The sequence below is a fragment of the Salipiger abyssi genome (assembly GCF_017311415.1).
GTDB classification, from domain to species: Bacteria; Pseudomonadota; Alphaproteobacteria; order Rhodobacterales; family Rhodobacteraceae; genus Salipiger; species Salipiger abyssi_A.
The window spans coordinates 49,261-65,818 of record NZ_JAEKIS010000010.1 but is presented as its reverse complement, the minus strand read 5'-3'; the positions used below and the strand labels follow the sequence as shown (position 1 = coordinate 65,818).

The 16,558-nt window shown below is 65.3% G+C and carries 18 protein-coding genes; 15 read left to right on the top strand and 3 right to left on the bottom strand.

Going from position 1 to position 16,558, the window contains the following annotated elements; genetic code table 11:
- Positions 1–46: 46 nt before the first annotated feature.
- The 8 genes from I6N89_RS14895 (at position 47) to I6N89_RS14860 (ending at position 7,025) form a co-directional block, all read left to right on the top strand.
- A complete protein-coding gene (locus I6N89_RS14895) occupies positions 47–1,687 on the top strand; it encodes a cytochrome ubiquinol oxidase subunit I (protein WP_207019218.1) in 1,641 nt (546 codons plus the stop codon).
- A 5-nt stretch (positions 1,688–1,692) separates the two neighbouring features.
- Positions 1,693–2,856 (top strand): cytochrome d ubiquinol oxidase subunit II, encoded by a 1,164-nt coding sequence (gene cydB / locus I6N89_RS14890; RefSeq protein WP_207019217.1) that lies wholly within the window; start codon positions 1,693–1,695, stop codon positions 2,854–2,856.
- 15 nt (positions 2,857–2,871) lie between these two features.
- Positions 2,872–3,009, top strand: coding sequence for a cytochrome bd-I oxidase subunit CydX (gene cydX / locus I6N89_RS14885; protein WP_076701099.1), 138 nt, complete (start codon positions 2,872–2,874; stop codon positions 3,007–3,009).
- A gap of 189 nt (positions 3,010–3,198) precedes the next feature.
- On the top strand, positions 3,199–4,518 hold the full coding sequence (locus I6N89_RS14880; RefSeq protein WP_207019216.1) for an NAD(P)/FAD-dependent oxidoreductase: 1,320 nt from the start codon (positions 3,199–3,201) through the stop codon (positions 4,516–4,518).
- A 12-nt stretch (positions 4,519–4,530) separates the two neighbouring features.
- Entirely contained in the window at positions 4,531–4,884 is a 354-nt protein-coding gene (locus I6N89_RS14875; protein WP_207019215.1) for a DUF5368 domain-containing protein, read from the top strand.
- 3 nt (positions 4,885–4,887) lie between these two features.
- On the top strand, positions 4,888–5,889 hold the full coding sequence (locus I6N89_RS14870) for an SLAC1 anion channel family protein (protein ID WP_207019214.1): 1,002 nt from the start codon (positions 4,888–4,890) through the stop codon (positions 5,887–5,889).
- 29 nt (positions 5,890–5,918) lie between these two features.
- Complete coding sequence (locus I6N89_RS14865) at positions 5,919–6,359, top strand: hypothetical protein (protein WP_207019213.1); 441 nt, start codon at positions 5,919–5,921, stop codon at positions 6,357–6,359.
- Positions 6,360–6,566: 207 nt separating this feature from the next.
- Positions 6,567–7,025 (top strand): NUDIX hydrolase, encoded by a 459-nt coding sequence (locus tag I6N89_RS14860; RefSeq protein WP_207019212.1) that lies wholly within the window; start codon positions 6,567–6,569, stop codon positions 7,023–7,025.
- 44 nt (positions 7,026–7,069) lie between these two features.
- On the opposite strand, the gene I6N89_RS14855 is transcribed toward I6N89_RS14860, so the two are convergent.
- A complete protein-coding gene (locus tag I6N89_RS14855; RefSeq protein WP_207019211.1) occupies positions 7,070–8,311 on the bottom strand; it encodes a cytochrome-c peroxidase in 1,242 nt (413 codons plus the stop codon).
- Positions 8,312–8,353: 42 nt separating this feature from the next.
- Between I6N89_RS14855 and I6N89_RS14850 the strand changes: the two genes are divergently transcribed.
- Positions 8,354–8,830, top strand: coding sequence for a tetratricopeptide repeat protein (locus I6N89_RS14850; RefSeq protein WP_207019210.1), 477 nt, complete (start codon positions 8,354–8,356; stop codon positions 8,828–8,830).
- Positions 8,831–8,880: 50 nt separating this feature from the next.
- Here I6N89_RS14850 and I6N89_RS14845 read toward each other — a convergent pair whose 3' ends face one another.
- Complete coding sequence (locus I6N89_RS14845; protein WP_207019209.1) at positions 8,881–9,387, bottom strand: flavin reductase family protein; 507 nt, start codon at positions 9,385–9,387, stop codon at positions 8,881–8,883.
- 391 nt (positions 9,388–9,778) lie between these two features.
- Here I6N89_RS14845 and I6N89_RS14840 point away from each other — a divergent pair, with 391 nt between their 5' ends.
- The gene (locus I6N89_RS14840; protein WP_207019208.1) at positions 9,779–10,051 is read left to right on the top strand and encodes a hypothetical protein; all 273 of its coding nucleotides are present in this window, start codon (positions 9,779–9,781) and stop codon (positions 10,049–10,051) included.
- A 289-nt stretch (positions 10,052–10,340) separates the two neighbouring features.
- Positions 10,341–11,315, top strand: coding sequence for a DMT family transporter (locus I6N89_RS14835; protein ID WP_207019207.1), 975 nt, complete (start codon positions 10,341–10,343; stop codon positions 11,313–11,315).
- Here I6N89_RS14835 and I6N89_RS14830 read toward each other — a convergent pair.
- Positions 11,206–12,015, bottom strand: a complete 810-nt coding sequence (locus tag I6N89_RS14830; protein WP_207019206.1) for an ABC transporter permease — start codon at positions 12,013–12,015, stop codon at positions 11,206–11,208. The genes I6N89_RS14835 and I6N89_RS14830 overlap by 110 nt on opposite strands.
- A gap of 120 nt (positions 12,016–12,135) precedes the next feature.
- Between I6N89_RS14830 and I6N89_RS14825 the strand changes: the two genes are divergently transcribed.
- The 4 genes from I6N89_RS14825 to rimO all read left to right on the top strand — a co-directional run bounded on the left by I6N89_RS14825 (position 12,136) and on the right by rimO (position 16,171).
- Positions 12,136–12,726 carry a GcrA family cell cycle regulator gene (locus tag I6N89_RS14825; RefSeq protein WP_076701144.1) on the top strand — a complete coding sequence of 197 codons (591 nt, stop codon included), beginning with the start codon at positions 12,136–12,138 and terminating at the stop codon, positions 12,724–12,726.
- Between the two features lie 154 nt (positions 12,727–12,880).
- Entirely contained in the window at positions 12,881–13,486 is a 606-nt protein-coding gene (locus I6N89_RS14820) for a GNAT family N-acetyltransferase (protein ID WP_207019205.1), read from the top strand.
- Between the two features lie 75 nt (positions 13,487–13,561).
- Complete coding sequence (locus tag I6N89_RS14815; protein ID WP_207019204.1) at positions 13,562–14,731, top strand: diaminopropionate ammonia-lyase; 1,170 nt, start codon at positions 13,562–13,564, stop codon at positions 14,729–14,731.
- 69 nt (positions 14,732–14,800) lie between these two features.
- The gene (gene rimO / locus I6N89_RS14810) at positions 14,801–16,171 is read left to right on the top strand and encodes a 30S ribosomal protein S12 methylthiotransferase RimO (protein ID WP_207019203.1); all 1,371 of its coding nucleotides are present in this window, start codon (positions 14,801–14,803) and stop codon (positions 16,169–16,171) included.
- Positions 16,172–16,558: the final 387 nt, after the last annotated feature.

Here is a 16,558-nt window from a genome sequence, read left to right as displayed (position 1 = left end):
TGATCTGCGAAGCTGACAGGGGCCACCTAAACCGAGGAGACGAAAAATGGAGCTCGATATCGTCGAGCTGTCGCGCCTGCAATTTGCGATGACGGCGATGTATCACTTCCTGTTCGTGCCGCTGACACTGGGTCTGTCGATCCTCGTGGCGATCATGGAGACGGTCTATGTGATGACCAACCGTCCCATCTGGCGGCAGATGACGAAATTCTGGGGCACCTTGTTCGGCATCAACTTTGTGCTGGGTGTCGCGACAGGGATCACCATGGAATTCCAGTTCGGCATGAACTGGAGCTATTACAGCCACTATGTCGGGGATATCTTCGGCGCGCCGCTGGCGATCGAGGGGCTGATGGCCTTCTTCCTGGAGGCGACCTTTGTGGGCCTGTTCTTTTTCGGCTGGGACAAGCTGTCGAAAGTGGCGCATATGATCGTGACCTGGCTGGTCGCCATCGGCTCGAACTTCTCGGCGCTGTGGATTCTGATCGCCAATGGCTGGATGCAGAATCCGGTCGGCGCGCAGTTCAATCCCGACACCATGCGGATGGAGATGACCTCGTTCTTCGAGGTGCTCTTCAACGAGGTGGCGCAGGCGAAATTCGTGCACACGGTCTCCGCCGGTTATGTCACCGCCTCGGTCTTCGTGCTGGGGGTTTCGGCCTGGTACATGCTCAAGGGCCGGCATACGGAGCTGGCGCGCCGCTCCATCGCGATTGCGTCAAGCTTTGGCCTCGCGGCGGCGCTCTCGGTTGTGGTGCTGGGCGACGAGTCGGGCTACTCCGCTTCGCACACCCAGAAGATGAAACTCGCCGCCATCGAGGCGATGTGGGAGACCGAAGAGGCCCCCGCGAGCTTCACCCTCGTCGGCTTCCCCGACAAGGCCGCGCGCGAGACCCATTATGCCATCCATATCCCCTGGGCCATGGGCCTGATCGGCACCCGCTCGCTGACGCAGGAGATCCCCGGCATCAACGAACTGGTCATCGAGGCCGAGCGCCGCGTGCGCTCTGGCATCATCGCCTACGACAACCTGATGACGATCCGCGAACAGCGCGATGCGACCCCCGAGGCGGTGCGGCTGAGCTTTGAGGATCATTCTGCGGATCTCGGCTTTGCCTTCCTGCTGAAACGTTATGTCGACGACCCGCGCGAGGCCACCGAGGCGCAGATCGTGCAGGCCTCGGAAGACACCATTCCCGGCGTCGCGCCGCTGTTCTGGGCGTTCCGCATCATGGTCGGGCTGGGCTTCGGCTTTATCGCGGTGATGCTCTATTTCTTCGTGATGTCGAATTTCCGCACCATGCAGTTCCCGCGCTGGGCGCTGCGCACAGCGGTGATCATCATCCCGGCGCCCTGGATCGCGGCGGAGCTGGGCTGGTTCGTGGCCGAGTTCGGACGCCAGCCCTGGACGGTGGACGGCGTGCTGCCGACGGCGCTTTCGGTCAGTCATCTCAGCATCGGCGATCTGCTGATCACACTGGCAGGCTTCGTGATCTTCTACACGGTGCTGTTCGTCATCGAGATGAGCCTGATGATCAAATACATCCGCAAGGGCCCGTACATGGATGTCGAGGAAACCGACCATTGGCTGGAGCGGCACGAGCACCGGCTGCGCACCCATGATGGCAAAGGGCCTTTTGCCGATCCTTCTGATCCGCGCACCTCTGGTGCGACACCGGCGGAGTAAGTCACATGATCCTGCATGAATTTCTGAGTTTCGAGTTTCTGCGCGTGGTCTGGTGGGTCCTGCTGGGCGTGCTGCTGATCGGCTTCGCGCTCACCGACGGGTTCGACATGGGCGTCGGCGCGCTGCTGCCCTTCGTCGGCAAGACCGATGTGGAGCGGCGCGTGGTGATCAACACCATCGGCCCGGTCTGGGAAGGCAACCAGGTGTGGTTCATCCTGGGCGGCGGCGCGATCTTTGCCGCCTGGCCACCGCTCTACGCGGTGAGCTTCTCGGGCTTCTACCTGGCGATGTTCGCCGTGCTCGCGGCGCTGATCCTGCGGCCCGTGGGCTTCAAGTACCGCTCCAAGCGCGACAGCCAGCGCTGGCGCAACAATTGGGACTGGGCGCTGTTTGTCGGCGGCGCGGCCCCGGCGCTGCTCTTTGGTGTGGCGGTGGGCAATGTGCTGCTGGGCGTGCCGTTTCATCTGACCGAAGACCTGATGCCGATGTATGACGGCACGTTCTACGGTAAGTTCCTCGGCCTGCTGCGGCCTTTCGCGATTCTCTCGGGCGTGGTGTCGCTGTCGATGCTTCTGATGCATGGCGCCGCCTGGCTGACGCTGAAGACCGAAGGCATGGTGCAGATACGTGCCCGCAACATCGGCACGGTTGCCGGCATCGTCGCTGCGGTGACCTACGCGCTGGCGGGGGTCTGGCTTGCGTTCGGTGTGGACGGTTTCGCCATGGTCGGCGAGGTGGTCACCGACGGACCGTCGAACCCGCTCTACAACGAAGTCTCCCGCGGGGGGTCGTGGCTGGCGGCCTATGGCGAGCGGCCCTGGATCGCCATCGCGCCGCTGATGGGCTTTGCCGGCATCGCCATGGCGGTGCGTGGGCTACGCGAGGGGTACGAGGTCTCGACCCTGCTGTGGTCGAAATTGGCCATCACCGGCATCATCGCCAGCGTCGGCCTGACCATGTTCCCCTTCGTGCTGCCCTCGACGGTCGATCCCACCAGCTCGCTGTCCGTGTGGGATGCCACTTCCTCGCATCTGACGCTGTTCGTGATGCTGGTGGCGGCGGTGATCTTCATGCCGCTGATCATGCTCTACACGGCATGGGTCTACAAAGTGCTCTGGGGCAAGGTCACCGAGGATGAGGTGACCGGCAGCTCTGACAGCGTCTACTGAGAAAGGAGACAGAACATGTGGTATTTTGCCTGGCTTCTCGGCCTGCCGCTGGCCGCGCTCTTCGCGGTTCTGAACGCGATGTGGCTGGAACTGCGGGTCGATGCCTGCCTCGCCGACGAGGGCGAGTGCCCGGTCGGCAAGCACAAGCGCTGAGGCGCAGAATTCCGCTGTCACTTCGTCCCTGACAGCGGGAGCAGGGGCGGGGCGGGCCACGCGTGCGGCTCGCCCGGCTCCGGTAAAAACTCCAGCAAGAAAAACAAGCAAACGAAACTCGACATTGATCTGGGTCATCGCGACACCGGATAAAAATTCCAAAAATTATATATGTCGAGGAGGGTAACAATGACCGACATGAAAGATTTCAGGCCGAGCCGCCGGGGGTTCCTGGGGCTGGCCGCTGGTGCCGGGGCGCTGGCCGCCGCGGGCACCGCGCAAGAGGTGCAGGCACAGGTCGCCACAAGCGCCCATATCGTTATTCTGGGCGCGGGGGCCGCTGGCACCGCGCTGGCCAACCGGCTGGTGCGCCGCCTCGACGGCGCCCGCATCACCATCGTGGATGGCCGCAAAGAACACTGGTATCAGCCGGGCTTTTCGCTGATCGCGGCGGGCCTCAAGGCGCCCAACTATTCCGTGAGCCAGACCACCGACTGGCTGCCCTCGGGCGTGGAACTGAAGCAGGACTTCGCCGCCAATATCGACCCGGAGGCCAAGACCGTCGCGTTGCAGGGCGGTGAGGTACTGAGCTACGATTACCTCGTGGTCGCCACCGGCCTGACGCTGGACCATGCCGCCATCGAAGGCTTCGACCTCGATCTCGTGGGCAAGGAAGGCATCGGCGCGCTTTATGCCGGGCCGGACTACGCCGCGAAGACCTGGCAGGCGGCGCAGGCCTATACCGAGACCGGCGGCGTGGGGCTTTTCACCCGTCCCGTGACCGAGATGAAATGCGCCGGCGCGCCGCTCAAGCACACCTTTCTCATCGACGACATCGCCCGCAAGGCCGGTGGCCGCTCTAAGATGGATGTGCATTACATGGCGCAGAACGACACGCTCTTCGGCGTGCCGATCGTGTCGGAAAAGGTGCGGATGCTGTTCGGTCAGCGCCAGATCACACCGGAATATTCCCATGTGCTGAAGGCGATGGATCCCGGCGCCAAGCGCGCCACCTTCGCCACGCCGCAGGGCGATGTGGAGATGGATTACGACTATATCCACGTTATCCCGCCGCAGCGCGCGCCGCAGGTTATCCGCGACAGCGGGCTGAGCTGGGCCGACAAATGGGTCGGTGAGGGCTGGATGGAGGTCGATATGGCCAATCTCCGCCACCTCCGCTACCCCGAGGTCTTTGCGGTGGGCGACATCGCCGGCGTGCCCAAGGGCAAGACCGCCGCCTCGGTCAAATGGCAGGTGCCGGTGGTCGAGGATCATCTCGTGGCGCAGATCGCGGGCACCACCGCCGACAGCGCCTATGACGGCTATACCTCCTGCCCGCTGATCACCCGCGTGGGCCGCGCCATGCTGGTCGAGTTCGACTATCACAACAACCTCGTGCCCAGCTTCCCGGGCATCATCGCGCCGCTCGAAGAGCTGTGGGTCAGCTGGCTGATGAAGGAGATCGCCCTCAAGGCGACCTATAACGCCATGCTGCGCGGCCGGGCCTGAGGAGGAGAGATCATGCAAGAGCTTACTTTCGGCACCCTTATCGCCGTCTTCGAAGAGATCTTCGGTCAGGCCCTGTTCTGGGCCATGGTTGTGGTCGCGGGGCTGATCACGCTGGCCTATCTCTATGTGCTGATCCGCGACCGCGCGGTGAGCTGGCACAAGTTCCTCTGGGCGCAGCTCTCCATGCCCGTGGGCGCGGTGCTGGCCGTCTGGTTCGTACTGTTCGAGACCCGGTCGAGTCTCGCCGATATCGGCGGGCCCATCGACGTGATCCTGCTGCTGGCCATCGCGGTTGCCGGGGCCATCGGTCTCGCGATCCTGGTCTACACGCTCGAATCCCTGTTCCTGCGCAAATCCGAGGACTGAGCCATGTCCGACGTCACCCTCCAAGCCTCCGCGGCGCCGGTTGCCGATGCGCCGCATGGCCGGCTCGTGCATTTCCCGGTCACCTTCTTTGCGTCGGTGATGGGGCTTGCGGGGCTGGCGTTGGCGCTGCACCGGGCCGAGCTCAGCTTTGGCTGGCCGCAATGGCCGAGCCAAGTGGCGCTCTGCGCGGCGATTGCCGATTTCCTGGTGATCTCCGTATTCTTCGCACTGAAGGCGCTGCGGTTGCCAAAGGCCTTCGCGGCGGAGTGGAACCATCCGGTGAGAATCGCCTTCTTTCCGGCGATCACGATCTCGGTGCTGCTCATCGCCACGGCCCTGCGACCGGTCACTGAGGAGGCGGCGCGGGTGGTCTGGCTGGCCGGGATGCTCGGTCAGGGCGGGCTGACCCTTGCAGTGCTGTCGGGCTGGATCGGGCACCGCCCGTTCCAGCATATCCATATCTCGCCCGCCTGGTTCATTCCGGCTGTGGGCAATATCGTCGTGCCGGTGGCCGGGGTCGCTCTGGGCTTTACCGAGATCTCCTGGCTGTTCTTCTCCGCCGGGCTGGTCTTCTGGGTCGTGCTGCTGACGCTGGTGATGAACCGGCTGATTTTCCACGATCCGCTGCCGGGCCGGCTGCTGCCGACGCTGGTGATCCTGATCGCGCCGCCCGCCCTCGCCTTCCTGAGTTGGCTGCAACTCAATGGCGGCGTGCTCGACGGGTTCGCCCGCGTGCTCTTCTACACCTCTGTGGTGTTTCTCGGCCTCGTGGCGACGCAGGCGCCGAAGATCCTCAAGCTGCCCTTCGCCATGTCCTGGTGGGCGCTGAGCTTCCCGGTCGCCGCGCTGACGATCTCGACCCTGCGCTATGCCGAGCTGGCACAGCTGCCGGCGCTGACTGTGCTGGGCGGTGTGTTCCTGGCGCTGCTGGTGGGGATCGTGGGCTATCTGATCGCGCGCACCGGCCTCGCCATCCTGCGCGGCGAAATCTGCCAACCCGAATAAGCTTCCGGACAGACAGAAAGGACGATCCGATGACCCGTTTCCTCACTGCCGCCCTCGTGGCCGCCACCTGCCTCGCGGCGCCGCCGGCCCGTGCCGACAGCGCCGAAAAGCTGGTAACGGTGCTGACCTCGCCCGAGCCGCAGACCCAGCTCATGGCGATGGTGCTGGCCTTTCAGGCCGCCAAGCAGGGTGCCGTGCCGCATATCCTGCTCTGCGGTCCTGCCGCCGATATCGCGCTGAAAGAGGCGCCCGAAAGCGCCACCGCGCCGCAGCCGCCCAAGGGCATGAGCCCGCAGGGGCTGATGCAAACGATCATGGCCGAGCCCGGTGCCCGGGTCGAGGTCTGCGCGATCTACCTGCCCAGCAAGGGCGCGGATGCCAGCGCGCTGCTCGACGGCGTGGGGGTGGCACAGCCGCCGGCCATGGCCGCGGCGATCATCGGCGACGACACCGAAGTCGTCAGCTACTGAGCGATTCACGTCCGGCTGTCCCAAACGGTCGGACGATGAAGGGCCCGGACGATCCCTCCTGTCCGGGCCCATTTTCATTTTCCGGCCATACTCCGGAGCGCGCACAGGTTTTTCGGTGCGCGGGAAGGTTTTGTTAACCAAATTGTCATAGAGGGTTTACGGTCCATCTATATCAAAGAACGATAATTCCGAGCGGTGCGTATTTTCATGGCCACGATTGGCGAACAGATCGCCGCCCTTCCCATGCATTGGGACAAGAAGGGCAATCTCCAGGTCTTGATGGTGACCTCGCGCGATACCGGGCGCTGGGTGATGCCCAAGGGCTGGGAGATGGACGGCAAGAAACCCTGGCACGCCGCCGAAATCGAGGCGCTGGAGGAGGCCGGGGTCAAGGGCTATGTCAGCCGCGAGGAACTCGGCACCTATCGTTATGACAAGCTGTTGGACGACGGCACTGCGCTGCCCTGTCAGGTGCGGGTCTACCCGATGATCGTCGAAAAGCTCCTGCGCAACTGGAAAGAGCGTCACCAGCGCAAGCGGAAATGGTTCTCGCCCAAGGCAGCGGCCAAGCGCGTGCACGAGCCCGAATTGACGGAGCTACTGCTGATGCTGGCCAAGAAACCCAAGAAACAGCCGGTGATCCAGGAGATGCTGCGCGCCTGCTGAGGCGCAGGGGCGGTGGGCAGGATTGCCCACCCTACGTTGTGGGCTCAGTCCACGGGTAGGCCGCTGGGCACCCTGTCGGGCCGCCCGAGCGGGCGGTCGGCGGCGCCGGTCCCGGTGAGGGCGTTGAGGAAAGCCTCGATCTCGCCTACCTCCGCGTCGCTCAGCGGCACCCGCTGTACGTCCACCGTTTCGAGCTGTCTGGCGGTCTCCAGCCGATCGTCGAGCAGCACGAAATCGTAGTCTTCCAGCGCCGCGACCTGCGGCAGATGCGCAAGCTGCGGCTGCCAGCGCAGCCGCTCGCCCACGGGGTTGGCCATGTGGCGGATCATCCCGCGCAGGGTCGGGTAGGCACCGTTATGGCCATAGGGCGCGGTCAGCGCCACGTTGCGCAGCGGCAGGGTGCGAAAGCGATAGGCGTCTTGCGGGTCATCGGTCACGCCCATGCGCCCGACATCGCGGGGGATCGGATCGTGCTTGCGGATGCGCCCCGGCCCGAAGCCGGGCAGCCCCATGGCGTGAAAGGACTGGTCGCTGAAGAGCGGTCCGGAATGGCAGCCCGCACAGCCCGCTGCGCCGAAAAACAGCTTTCGTCCGCGTTCGGCATCCTCCGGCAATGGCGTGCCGTCGTGGAGATAGGCGTCATAGGGGCTGTCGTAGCTCTGCCACTCGGTGCCGATGAAGGCCGCCAATGCATTGGCGATCTGCACCACGGTGATCTCGTCAGGGCGGTCGATTTCGGGAAACGCCGCGACCATCGTCTCTGCGTACCCTGGTATCTCCGCCACCCGCGCGGCGATCAGCGGCCAGCCCTGCCAGACCGCGCCGCTCACCGCATCGGCCACCGGGTTCTCGCCGGCATTCCCCGCCATCTCGAATTCGGCGGTCATCGGAAACAGCGCCTGCGCGGCCAGTGGCGAATTCAGCCCCTCGGGCAGATGTTGGCCTGCCGGTGTCGCGAAACCGCTGGGAAAGCGCGGGTCATGCTCGACCCGCCCGTCATGGAACAGCACCGACACCTCGCGATGCCCGAGATTCCACAGCCCCGGCGCGTTGCGCGGAATGCGCTTGGCGATGTCCCCGGGGCGACGCTCCGGTCCGAGCCCGCTGCCGCCTTCGCCGATTCCGAGGCTCAGCCGGTCGGTGCCGTCGAGGTCGTGATGGTGGCAGGTGGCGCAAGAGATGTTGCGGTTGCCACTCAGGATCTTGTCGTAAAATAGCCGCTGACCGATCTTGGCTTGCGCCGGATCGAAGGGCAGGAAATCATCGGGCGCGATGGTCTGGGCCATGGCCGCCCCGCCCGTCGCCAGACATATCAGGCCCGCCAGCGCATGCGTTTTCTTGCTACCGCCCTTTTGCTCAGTCTTGCGACGCCGCTTGCGGCCGGGCGCATCGACGAGGCGCGTGCGCTGCTGGCCGAGGGCCGCACCGAAGAGGCGCTGGCCGCGCTCGACCCCGCTGCACGCTCCGGCAATGCCGATGCCGAAGAGATGATCGGGGTGATCTACAGCCTGGGGTTGGGCGGTATGACGGACGAGGTGCGCGCCTTCGAATGGCACCAGCGCGCCGCGCTCAAGGGCCATGCCGGGGCGCAGATGTCGCTCGGCTGGTGCTATGAGCTCGGCATGGGGCTGCCGGCGGCCGATCCTGCCCGCGCGTTTCTCTGGTACAGGCTCGCGGAGATCGGCGGCCATCCTGACGCGGCGGAGGCGGTTGAGGCGCTGCGCGCGAAACTGGCGCCGGAAGAGATCGAAAAGGCTCATGCGATGATCGCCGATTACAAGGGCTGGCTCTATCCCTATCGCTGAGTCTGCGTGCCCGGGCGCGCTTGGGCAAGCGCCGATTTCAGGCCCCTCGATCAGGATCCCGCCGCGAAGCCGCCATAGCGCCCGCCGCAGAAGATCAACGGATCGCCGGGCAGGGTTGCGACGCGATGCACCTTTCCGATCAGGATCGTATGGTCGCCGCCGTCATGCTCGGCCACCTTTTCGCATTCGAACCGCGCCACGCAGCCCTCGATAAGCGGCACACCCTCTGGAGAGCTCTGCCAGTTCGCCAGATCGAAGGACTCGCCGGATCTTGCGAAGGCGCGGCAGATCGCTTCCTGATCGCTGCTCAGAATATGGATCGCAAAATGCTGCGCGGCAACGAAGAACGGATAGCGCCCCGAGCTCTTGGCCGGCGACCACAGCACCAGCGGCGGGTCCAGCGACAGGCTGGCAAAGCTGTTCGCGGCGATGCCCAGCGGGCCGTCTTTGGTGGCGCAGGTGATCACGGCGACACCGGTAACGAAGCGCCCCAGCGCGTCGCGGAAGGCACGCGGATCGGCCGCTGCGGGATCGAAGCTTTGATGGGTCTCGCTCATACCGTTTCTGCGGGTTGCATCCGCTGCATCCCGTCTCTCCTTGTTGCGCTTTCGGCGCCATCCTTACGCATGCGCTCGGCAGGGTCCAGATCGCGCGTGCTCCGATCTGCCCGGTAGCGACGGGGCGGTCCGCGATACCCGGTCTGCTATCGTCCTGCCGGGCCGGGCAGGAATGCCACGTTAGAAATGCGTAAATTTTCAGCACCTTAAGGACATACACGCTTTGCGTGTTTGGTGTGTTGATTTTGGACAACAGCCCAACGCGGAGAGGCTCAATGCGTTGTCACGGCGTGGTTGACGCTGGCGACCGTCGCGGAAATAAGGTAGCTGAATACCAGAATAAGAAAGCCGCCAAATAAAAAACGAGCGGTACTCAGAGGTAGAGGGTGTAATGACGAACGTGATTGATTTCGCGATCCGTACCCGTGCGGGTACGGTTTCGAAGATCCGCGTCAGCGTCGCGGGGCGTGGTGTCGGGGTCGATGCGGCGAACCATGGCTGGGCATGGCGCAAGCTTTTCCAAAAGGGGAGCGCAGGGGGCAAATGCGGCGGCACAGGCGCATTTGTGAGCACGACCCTATCCGAATGCGACACCATCTACCCGTTTCCGCGAACGCCTTCAGCAGCCAGTAACGATAGTCTGGATTCGCGGTTCATTGGCTAGAGCGCACCGAATTCGTGTCTTGGGTGTTTCGGGGGCAATGTAAGGTTATCCGGTGTGCAGAGGCCGGCCGTGATGGGGAGGTGCGCCAAGGCGTCTTCCGACGGCACCGATCAGTATGTTGATGAGGACTCACCGTCGTGGTGAATTAAGGTACGAGTGACTTGCCGGAGGCCGGGCGGTTTCGCCGGGCCTCCGGTTTACAATTCAAGGCGGTCGCGCTGGTCGGGTGTTGCTGCTATCTTTCGCGCCAACCTTGAAAAGCGGTGGGCGAAAGCGCAAAGCATCCGCCATGACATTGCGCCCCGACCCGCTGCTTGCCGCCACTCTCACGCTTTGCGCGTCCGCATTCGTGGCGGCGACGACGCTGCTTGCCAAAATGCTGGGCACGGGCGTGCTTGGTCCGCCGTTGAGTCCTTTGCAGGTGAGCCATAGCCGTTTTATCTTTGCGCTGCTTGCGTTTTCCGCCGCTGCGCTGGTGCTGCGCCCGAAGTTCACCCGTCCGGCTTGGCCAACGCATGTACTCAGGGTGTTTTGCGGCTGGAGCGGGGTCAGCTTCATGTTTGCCGCCGCCGCCTTCATCCCGCTGGCAGATGCAACCGCCATCAGTTTTCTCAACCCGGTGGTGGGCATGCTGCTGGCGATCCCGATCCTCGGTGAAAAGGTCGGGCCGGTGCGGCTGCTGGCCGCCGCGATTGCGCTTGCCGGAGCCATGATGCTGCTGCGGCCGACGCCGCAGGCGTTCCAGCCCGCCGCCCTGCTGGCGCTCGGGGCCGCCGTTTGCCTCGGCGCAGAGCTCGTGATGCTCAAGCTGCTGAGTGGGCGCGAGGGCGCGTTCCAGATCCTGCTGATCAACAATCTGATCGGCTCTGTCATCGCCAGCCTCGCGGTGCTGGCGTTCTGGCAGATGCCGACGCCGGCGCAATGGGCCGCGCTGGCCGCTGTGGGGCTGCTGATGGCGGCGGCGCAGGCCTGCTTCATCCAGGCGATCCGGCGCGCCGATGCCGGGTTCGTGGCGCCGTTCTGGTACGCCACGCTGATCTTTGCCGCGTTTTATGATGTTTTGATCTTCGCGCAGATCCCGGATGCCGTGTCGGTGCTGGGTGCGGTGATCATCGTCACCGGCGCGGGCCTCGTGGCCTGGCGCGAGGCCCGGCTCAGGCCTTCAGACGCCAGCCCGTCCGGAACAGCGCCCATGCCGCCAGCAGCACCGCCGCTGTCGCCGCCAGCGCCACCGCAAAGCCAAAGCCCGGCGCCGCGTCGCTGACGCCGAGCATGCCATAGCGGGCGCCGTCGATCAGGTAAAAGACCGGGTTGAAATGGGTGACCTCGTAGAGCCCGGGCGGCAGCGCCTGCACCGAGTAGAAGGTGCCCGAGAGGAAGGCGAGCGGGGTGACGAGGAAATTGGTGATCGCCGCCATCTGGTCGAACTTGTTGGCCCAGAGCCCGGCCAGCATGCCGAGCGCCGACAGGAAGGCCGCGCCGAGCGCGGCGAAGACCAGCAGCACCAGCGGATGCGCCGGCGCGAGCCCGGTGGTCAGCCAGATCCCCAGCGCGATCGCCACGGCCACGAAGAGCCCGCGCGCCACGCCGCCGGCGAGATAGCCCAGCACCAGCTCGAACGGCGCCAGCGGCGGCATCAGCGTATCGACGATATTGCCCTGCACCTTCGAGATCACGATGGAGGAGGAGGTGTTGGCAAAGGCGTTCTGGATCACCGTCATCATCAGGATGCCCGGTGCGATGAAGCTGGTGAAGGGCACGCCCATCACGTCGCCCCGGCGCGGGCCGATGGCGATGGTAAAGATCACCATGAACAGCCCCGCCGTCACCAGCGGCGCGAGCAGCGTCTGGGTCCAGACATTGGTGAAACGCCGCACCTCGCGCCGGCACAGCGTGTAGAGCCCCAGCCAGTTGACGCGGCCAAAGCGGCGTTCGCCGGGATCGGTATGGGGGATATCGGTCATTCGCGGCCCTTTCCTCTGCGGCCTTGGCTTGTAACTCGGATGACGATGACTACAATAGGGCCAACCGCGGAATTTCCAGGCGGCCCCGGTCGTGGGCCGCTTTTTCAATAAGGATACATCATGTCCTGGACCGATGAGCGCGTCGAGCTGCTTAAGAAGATGTGGGCGGAAGGTCAGTCCGCCAGCCAGATCGCCAAGGAACTGGGCGGTGTCACGCGCAATGCCGTGATCGGCAAGGTGCATCGTCTGGGCCTGTCGAACCGTACCGGCGCCGGCGCCCCTGCGGCGGCGCCTGCCAAGGAGGCGAAGGCGCCCAAGGAGGTCAAGCCCAAGGCGGCACCGAAACCGGCTGAGCCCGAGCCCGAAGCCAAGCCGCGCGAACCCGCCGTGCCGGCTGCCGCCGAGACGCGGTCCGCGCCGCCGGCCACGCGCAAGCAGATCATCCCCGCCGGCCAGCCGCTGCCGCCGCAGCCTTCTGCGAACGAGATCAGCCCCGAAGCGCTCGCCAAGGTCAGCGAGGTCGAGAAGAAGGCCAAGAAGCTGACGCTGATGGAGTTGACCGAGCGCACCTGCAAATGGCCGGTGGGCGACCCGGCGACCGAGGATTTCTGGTTCTGCGGGCTGCCGGTGCAGCAGGGCAAACCCTATTGCGACGCGCATGTGGGCGTGGCTTTCCAGCCGATGTCCTCGCGCCGCGATCGCCGCCGCTGAGCGCGGGGCAACGCAGGCTTTCAGCACTGTAAGGGGACGGGCCGTCATGGCGCGTCCCTTTGTCTTTTGGCGATGCTGTGGCGACCGGGCGCGGATTGGCATGGCGTGCGGGGCGGGATAGCCTGCGGGCGGACCCTCTGAGGCGCAGGACGAAATGACCCGCATCCGCCCGGTCAGGCCGGAAGACATCGACGCGCTCTACGCGATCTCGCTTGCCACCGGTTTCGAGGGTGGCGACGCCTCGCATCTCTACGACGATCCGGCCCTGATTGGGCATATCTACTCCGCGCCCTATGCCGCGCTCTGCCCGGAGCTGGGGCTTGTGGTGGAGGATGAGGCGGGGATTGCCGGTTTTGCCGTCGGCGTCGTCGACACCGTTTCGTGGGCCGCTCGGCTGGAGCGCGACTGGTGGCCGGCATTGCGCAGGCGCTATCCCGACCCGGTGGAGATCCCGGCAGCGACGCGCACACCCGGCCAGCGGCGGGCCTTCATGATCCATCACCCGGAGGCGCCGCCCGTCGCCGTGACCGACCGCTATCCCGCGCACCTGCATATGAACCTGCTGCCCCGTCTTCGGGGCGCGGGGCTCGGCACGCGGCTCTTTGCCGACTGGCGGCGTCTGGCCGAGGCGCAGCGGGCCGGCGGCGTACATGTCGGGGTCAATCGCGCGAACGCCCGCGCGCTGGGTTTCTGGCGCAAGATGGGGTTCAGGGATCTGGGCTGCGCGGAGGGGCGCACCCTCTGGATGGGGCGCGAATGAGCGGGTGCCAGCACGATTGAAGCGCGCGGCGATTTCTGAAACGGTGACGCGATCCGGCGCCGCAGGGAGATCGGCATGACATCCAGCTACGAGTTCGTTGCCAATCCTCTGGCGAAGCCCGATGGCGTCTGGAGGCCCGCGCAGGACGACATCCTCTCTGACCGTGCCTTTGCGGCGGCTTATGACGCGATCTCGCACTGGCCCGGCTATGCGCCCACGCCGCTGCACGCGCTCGCCGATGTCGCCGCGGAATTCGGCGTCGCCACCATGCGCTACAAGGACGAAAGCGCGCGCTTCGGGCTCGGCAGTTTCAAGGCGCTCGGCGGTGCATACGCGGTGGCACGGCTGCTGCGCCGGGAGCTCTCGGCGCGGCTGGGGCGCGAGATCCCGATGCAGGAGATCATCGACCGTGCCCACCCGGAGGCGGCGGAAATCACCGTCTGCTGCGCCACTGACGGCAATCACGGGCGCTCGGTCGCCTGGGGCGCGCAGCGCTTTGGCGCGCGTTGTGTCATCTTTATCCATGAGACGGTTTCCGAGGGCCGCCGTGCGGCCATCGCACAATACGGCGCCGAGGTCAGGCGCACGCCCGGCAATTACGACGCCAGCCTGCGTGAGGCGCAGGAGACCGCCGATGCCGAGGGCTGGTTCGTCGTCTCCGACACCTCCTATCCCGGCTATACCGATGTGCCGCGCGACGTGATGCAGGGTTACGAGATCATGGCAGCGGAGGCTTTCGACGCCTTGCCCGAGGCGCCGACCCATATCTTTGTGCAGACCGGCGTGGGCGGCATGGCGGCGGCGGTCGCGGCCTCTGCCACGCGGCGTTACGGCGCGGCGCGGCCCCGGCTGGTGCTGGCCGATCCGCTGAAGGCCGATTGCTGGCTGAAGAGCTTTCGCGCCGGGGCGCCGGTGGCCGACGAGGGCGAACTCGACACGATGATGGCGGGGCTGGCCTGCGGCGAGGTCTCGCTATTGGCCTGGGAGATCCTCAAGGACCATTGCGACGCGGCGGTGGGCGTGCCCGAGGAGGCGGTGCCGCGCTGGATGCGGCGCCTCGCGGCGGGCGCGCCGCCGGTGGTTGCGGGCGAATCCGCCGTGGCCGGGCTTGCGGCGGCGGAGGCCTGCTGCGGCAACGCGACCTGGCGGACGGCGCTCGGGCTCAGCGGCACATCGCGGATCCTGGTCTTTGGCAGCGAGGGCGACACCGACGAGGCGCTTTACCGCCAGATCGTGGGCGGCTGAGCCGCAGGGCAGGCGGCATTCGCGAGAATATCGAAACGGGTGCTTCCCCGCACCCGCGCGCTCCATTATATGCCCGCCATGCAGAATCCTCCCGACCTGCGCCCCGATCTGGCGCGCGCCCGCCTTTCCGAGACCAAACGCGACGGCCAGCCGACCATCGGCATGGTCTCTCTCGGCTGTCCCAAGGCGCTGGTCGACAGCGAGCGCATCCTGACCCGGCTGCGCGCCGAGGGTTACGGCATCTCGCCCGATTACAGCGGCGCCGACGCGGTGATCGTGAACACCTGCGGCTTTCTCGACAGCGCCAAGGCGGAAAGCCTGGAGGCCATCGGCGAGGCGCTGAACGAGAATGGCCGGGTGATCGTCACCGGCTGTCTGGGCGCCGAGCCCGACTATATCACCGGCGTGCATCCCAAGGTGCTGGCCGTCACCGGCCCGCATCAATACGAGCAGGTGCTGGACGCGGTGCATGGCGCGGTGCCGCCCGCGCCCGATCCGTTCGTCGATCTGCTGCCGTCGAGCGGGGTCAAGCTGACGCCGCGCCATTACAGCTATCTCAAGATCTCCGAAGGCTGCAATCACGCCTGCAAGTTCTGCATCATCCCCGACATGCGCGGCAAGCTCGCATCACGGCCCGCGAAGGCGGTGCTGCGCGAGGCGGAAAAGCTGGTCGAGGCCGGGGTGAAGGAGCTGCTGGTGATCAGCCAGGACACCAGCGCCTATGGCACCGACTGGAAGGATCGCGCCGACAAGTTCCCGATCCTGCCGCTGGCGCGCGAGCTGGGCAGCCTCGGCGCCTGGGTGCGGATGCATTACGTTTATCCCTATCCGCATGTGCGCGAGCTGGTGCCGATGATGGCCGAGGGGCTGGTGCTGCCCTATCTGGATATCCCGTTCCAGCATGCCCATCCCGACACGCTGCGCCGCATGGCGCGGCCGGCGGCGGCGGCCAGGACGCTGGACGAAATCGCCGCCTGGCGCGCCGCCTGTCCCGAGATCGTGCTGCGCTCGACCTTCATCGTCGGCTATCCCGGCGAGACCGAGGCGGAGTTCCAGACCCTGCTCGACTGGCTCGACGAGGCGCAGCTCGACCGGGTGGGCTGCTTTCAATATGAGAATGTCGCCGGTGCCCGGTCGAACGCGCTGCCCGATCATGTGGCGCCCGAGCTCAAGCAGGAGCGCTGGGAGCGCTTCATGGAAAAGGCGCAGGAGATTTCCGAAGCCAAGCTTGCGGCCAAGGTCGGCAAGCGGCTGGAGGTGATCGTCGATCTCGTCGAAGATGACGCCGCCACCTGCCGGACCATGGCCGACGCGCCCGAAATCGACGGCAATCTCTTTATCGACGAGGGCCACGAGGCGCTGAACCCCGGCGATATCGTCACCGTCGAGGTGGACGAGGCGGGGGAATACGACCTTTGGGGCCGCTTGATCCGCGGCTGATCCCGGCCCGTATTGCGCAGTGATTCTTTACCGCAGAGTCAAAAATCCGACTTTCCGGCTCATGATCCCTGTCGTTTCTTACAGTTTTTGCCCGGGAAACCGCTGCAAAAGCTGACGTCACGTCCTGGGATATGACGCCAATGCGAGACAAAAATCTGAACTTATGGTAAAAATATGGCGTTCGGTCGGGCCAGCAGGGAGAGCCATTACCGGTTCGCATGATCCGGCCGCGCCGGGGGAAAGCTGTTTGCGACAGCGTCGATAGGCGGTTTTCCCGCTGCGTGTCCTTGTTTAACCCTTCTGGGGGGGAAGTCGTTTTAGATACCTTTTCAGCATTTTAAGAATGCTCCTCGGAAACGGGGGGCATTCTTTTTTGGGCGAACGCCA